This window comes from Bacteroidota bacterium (genome assembly GCA_016183775.1).
Lineage (GTDB): Bacteria > Bacteroidota > Bacteroidia > JABDFU01 > JABDFU01 > JABDFU01.
In genome coordinates this window covers 1-5,683 of record JACPDY010000129.1, presented here as the reverse complement: position 1 = coordinate 5,683, position 5,683 = coordinate 1, and the positions used below count along the sequence as shown (strand labels likewise).

The following is a 5,683-nucleotide window of genomic DNA, read 5'->3' as shown; positions in this document are numbered from 1 at the left end:
TACGTATCGAAAACACCGTAAAAATAGAGAATGCCTATACAAGATCGGTCATCATACAAAATAAAAAAGCTGAGCCCAAACAAAAAAATTATTCTCTTCCCTGATCAAGTGTCACCTGCCGCGCTTTGTTTCTTACGATCTCAGCAAAGGTCTTGTTTTCTATTTTGCTTTCGAGCCAGGAAATAAAATCAAAATACCTGAATGCCTTCTTTTCATACGGGTCATTGACAATTTGCATGAATTTTTTTTTCGTATGCCTGAAAACTTTACTTCGACCTTCCGATGAAGAAGCTTTACCGGCTTTAGCTATACAATCAAGGATAATGGCTTCTGATTTATAAACCACTTTCCCCTTTTTAGAATAATTAGAGTTGATCTTAAAAAGATAAGGCAATATGTCAATATTCTCCATTTCATAATGGGAAATTATCTGTAATATCCGGGCAAAAGAAATAATATCCTGCTTTGTTTCCATATCAGCATCATTCAGGATCATACTTATCCACTCTATCGTCCGTTTATAATTCCCATATCCAAAAAACAGGTATGCCACATTATATCTCAAAATGCGCTCACTGGCCTTATCCATCTTTCCTGCATAAAGCTTCATTCCATTTTCAATATCATTTATAATTTCCCCCGATTTCTCAAAAGACCCTGAATTGATGTACATATCCACCTCCAGGATATATGAACGGACAAAAATTCTTGGCTTGATTTCTTCACTCAATCTGATCGCCAGATCATGTTCTATATTTCGCATTTTTTTTAAGGCATGATTTACCTCGTCGTATCTTTTAATAGGTATACAGGAAACTACAAGGTTATTTAACAATACAATGTAAGTGTTAGGATTGTCCTTTATCTGCTCAACATCATCTTCCATTAGTTTTAAACTTTTTTGCACGTAATTATACGCAGTAACCAGGTCAGCCTTTGCATAAAAATTATATATATAGTGGATATTATAAAATATATACAAAGAAGCGCGATCAGCTATTTTACTTTCATTTTGCAACAGGCGGCTATTGATCACTGATGAATAATACTTATGATGAACCTTGCTTCTAATCTCACCCCGCCGGTTAATGAAAAATAAAAGTCTTGCCTGTAAATTGATATACTCCGTATGATCACTGATATTCCTGATCGCGGCATTCCCTTCCGCGAAAACATCCGATAACTTTTGCTCAGTTACTCCAACAAAAGAATTCACGAGCATTATCTTTTTCTCCCAGGCAAGTGCCTGGTGCATGTAAACAGGCAAATTCATTCGGCGAGACAAGGTCCTGATCTTAATCAATAATTTCCTGCACTGACCGTATAAACCCTTTTGATAAAGCACAGAAACATTATGAAGCAATTTGTTGAGCGAAAATTCAGCAGTAGAATCGCGATGATAATAGTACAAGGTATCCAGGATCAGGTTATACAAGTAGTTCTTTTCAGAAGGAAGATGTTTGATAAATGTCTCACCCTTAAATTTGTCTTTGATCTGCTTTTCGTCGTACTTTTCCTGGGCTTCAATTGCTTCAAATAATCTCACATAGTTATTTTTATCTCCCCTCGTGTGCTTGTAAGCAAATACTTTGAAATACCTCTTTTCCGCAGGAGTTAATGAATCTATTAAGTCAAATAATTGTTCAGATACCATAATTTGATTCCCAATATAAAGTTATAAAATTATTCAATTTAATAATTAAACAGCACAATTTATAAATTTTGATTTCCAATATTTAACTATAATTATACCTCATTAGATAAATGATTACCGTATATTTACTTCCCTGACCAGGGATCTGGATGTAAGTTAATTGGGTTGCATAACATTTTACACAGAATTGCTTATTGCACTTATGCAATGATCGTATATTTTGAAAAGAAAAGGTTCCGATTTGAATTAGAGTTTATGAAGCGTACCCTATTCGTCCTGTATATTTTTTGTTTAAGTGCCGCCTCTTCTCTGGCTACCCCAACAGCTTCTATATCTTATTCGGGCTGGCCGCCAGATACAACATGTGCTGGCAAAAATGCCTGCTTCAGTACCTGGGCGACTGCATTTACCGACAGCATGGTAATAGATTGGGGAGACGGAAGTGCAAAAGAGAAGTATACCGTAAATCCAAACTTTATTTGTCACACGTTTAGTTCAACATCCGTTATAAAACTTATTGCCTATGAAGGGGCAATGTCTGATACCGCTACAACGCAAATTTATATCCTGCAAATGCCCTTATCGAAATTCACAACCAACTACCTTACAACATGTGCAAAAAAGAACGGCGTTACGGTAAATTTTACGAATACCACAACCGGAGGAACTCCGCCTTATGTGTATGATTGGGATTTCGGAGACGGAATAACCGATACAGTTAAGGATCCGGTACACACCTATTATTCTCCCGGAGAATATATTATCAGGCTGATATCAAAACCCCAATATATGCCTCTAGGTTTATTTTGCGATCCCATCATATATACTGATTCAATAACCATTTCTGTTGATTCTTCCCTTATTACAAGTATGATCGCAAATCCCGGATGTCCATGCAATACAATTTCTTTTACCGCCACGGGCAATTCAAACAGCTGGCTTTGGGATTTTGGCGATGGCACTACATCCATTGCACAAAACCCTTCCCATACATATCCTGAGCCGGGCCAATATGTTATAACATTATCCGGAACAGGAAGTAACGGATGCTACTTTGTCAGAAAAATGCCGCTTACGGTCTGCGGAGGCAGTATAGGTAAAGTTTCGAAATCCAATTACAGGTGGTATTTCGGAGGCGGTAACAGTTCGGCCAATCCGACCTTTGATGCCGGAGGAATAAATTTTAATACTGCAATACCGGCTCCTCTTACTACCGGTGCTCAGACAGCCATGGAAGGATGCGCAACCATAAGCGATGCGAATACCGGGAATTTATTATTTTACACAAATGGAATAAAAGTCTGGGATAATACACATACCGTTATGCCAAACGGCACGGGATTATTCGGAGGAATATCAACAACTCAATCTTCACTGATTGTTCCATTTCCCGGGAACAGGAATAAATATTACATCATTACGGCAAACGGAACAACTGACATAAACAAGGGATATTACTATTCAATTGTTGACATGACCCTAAATGCGGGAAAAGGAGATGTGATCAGTAAGAACAATGTTTTTTTTATCGGACCATGTACATATGATAATTTTTCAATGAATATTGTAGCGCATGAAGCTTTAACGGGAACAGTCAAATACAAAGGAGATTGCTTGAACCCTGCCGAATATTGGGTTGTTATTCCTTCCTGCAGAGATACATTCAAAGCATTTTTAATTACAAGCACGGGCATTAATCCGCCTATAACATCTGTTGCTCCTTCCGACAACTACAACGGAGCCGGTTACAGTTGCATATCACCCGATGGAAGCAAATATGCAGTTTCACAATATCAAACAGGCGGTACGAATAAGATCCGCCTTTTCGATTTTGATAAAAATACGGGCTTACTCAGTAATGAAAAAATAATTACATATTTCATGGGTTTTGGCTATGAAAATTTTTATGGCATAGCCTTCTCCCCTAACAGTTCGGTACTTTATGCCCCATTCTCTTCTACCTTTTATCAATGGGATTTAAATGCAGCAAATATTTCCACTTCCCTTTATCGAACAACTCTTGCAGGAGCAAATATGTGGGGAAGTTATCTGGGACCGGATAAAAAAATATACCTGGCAAATAGCGGAGGAACATCGCTTACAGTGATTAACAATCCTGACATTGTTGGTCCGGGATGCAATGTAACAGTGAATAGCTTTTCCCTGTCAGGACGACAATCGCGATATGGCCTGCAAAATATTGTTCCACTTTCTCCTCTTGATACTATTCCCCTGAAAGCTGATTTCCAGGCAACAATTAACCCTTGTTCAAAACAGGTAACTTTTTCAAATTCCTCCTGCAGTTTTATGCCCGACAGTATTACCACTAAATGGTATTACGGAGATGGGACAACGGGCACATTTAAAACACTGCAATTTCCTCCCCACACTTATTTAGCCGGAGGAACCTACCAGGTAAAACTGGTGATCTCTAAAAAATGTTATAAAAGTGACAGTATTGTAAAGACCATAACTGTAAGTCCTGATCTTTCTGTTACAACTGCCATCACACAGCCAGGCTGTGGGAATTCAAATGGATCTGTTTCAGCAACGCCATCGGGAGGAACAGCAGGGTATTCCTATTTATGGAGCAATGGTAAAACCACACAAACGGTGACAGGCATAGGCCCGGGCAATTATACAGTGACCGTAACCGACGCTAAAGGCTGTACGACCACTTCTTCGGCAACAATTTCTTCGCCTTCGCCCTTAACAGCCCAATTTACCAAAGGCATAGCTAACTGCCCCGGTTGCGGATGTAAAGAATGGATTATAGTAACTGCTTCAGGTGGTACCGCACCATATGCCTTTTTATGGCCGGATGGATATGTAAGCAGGTATAAGAATCATCTTTGCCCCGGAACATACACAATAAATATTACAGATAAAAACGGGTGTAGTATAAACGTTAACCTGAATACACCTTAATTTTATAATTTTGTTACGATAAATAATAAATCTAACTTGATAAAATACGACCATATAAATCAAACCAACAGGACAAAAAAACTATTATTTTTTGTTTTAGCTGTATTATCCATGCAGTTTAGCCATGCCCGGCACAGTATTAAACAAGAAAAACTCCAGATCCGCCCCCCCCTGCCTGGCAATGGCATGCGCTTTACCCCTAACAAAGGCCAGATAGCCGACATGAACGGTAAGCCCTGCCTAAATGTATTATACAAAGGTGAAGGCGATGGAGCAGATGCAGATATTTACCTGCGTAAAACAGGTATAAGTTATGTGTACAACAACATAGGTGAAGTAATGCAGAAGGTTGGCGAACAAGTTGAAAATTTAATTAATGCAGGAACAATAGGCGAAGCCGACAGGCAGAAAAAGAAAGATGAACTATTACAAAAGGAAAGCATTAAAGTACATCGTGTAGATATGGACTTTGCAGGCTGTAACAAAAACATACATATAACAAACGAAGATGAACTGGATGGTTATCAGAATTTTTATTACGGCCATTGTCCAAATGGAATAACCAACGTAAAGCAATGCAATAAAGTAACCTACAAAAACATTTACAACAACATTGATATAAATTATTGCGGCAGCAAAAAAAACAGTATTAAATACGATTTCATCATACAACCCCATGCCGATCCTAATCAAATAAAACTTCATTGGCAAGGAGCCGAAAGCATACACATTAACAGCGAAGGTAATTTAGTAATTAAAACCAGCGTAAACGAATTTTATGAGTCCATACCAAAAGTATATCAGGTAATAAATGGAAAATCTGTTGATGTAAAAGCAAAATATAAATTACTCCCGCTCGCTAAAAAGGAATCTCCCACTTCCCTGCTTCGATTGGAAAAGATGCCCGCCTCTGGCGTACAAATGAAACAAGAGAGGCGTGAAAGTGAAGCCCTTGTAGCCTTTGAACTTGGAACCTGGAACCGGGAATTTCCTTTAGTGATTGACCCCTGGGCCACCTATTACGGGGGAAATCAGGCTGACTATAACTCCGGCATTGCCACAGACAATACAGGCAATGTGATAATTACGGGGTTTAACCTC

Annotated in this window: 3 protein-coding genes; 2 read left to right on the top strand and 1 reads right to left on the bottom strand. The window is 38.6% G+C overall.

The window, feature by feature from the left end; genetic code table 11:
• Positions 1 to 88: 88 nt before the first annotated feature.
• Positions 89 to 1,654, bottom strand: coding sequence for a hypothetical protein (locus tag HYU69_15180; protein MBI2271684.1), 1,566 nt, complete (start codon positions 1,652 to 1,654; stop codon positions 89 to 91).
• Between the two features lie 255 nt (positions 1,655 to 1,909).
• Between HYU69_15180 and HYU69_15175 the strand changes: the two genes are divergently transcribed.
• A complete protein-coding gene (locus HYU69_15175) occupies positions 1,910 to 4,582 on the top strand; it encodes a PKD domain-containing protein (protein ID MBI2271683.1) in 2,673 nt (890 codons plus the stop codon).
• Positions 4,583 to 4,618: 36 nt separating this feature from the next.
• A partial coding sequence (locus tag HYU69_15170) for a hypothetical protein (GenBank protein MBI2271682.1) occupies positions 4,619 to 5,683 on the top strand: 1,065 nt, incomplete at its 3' end.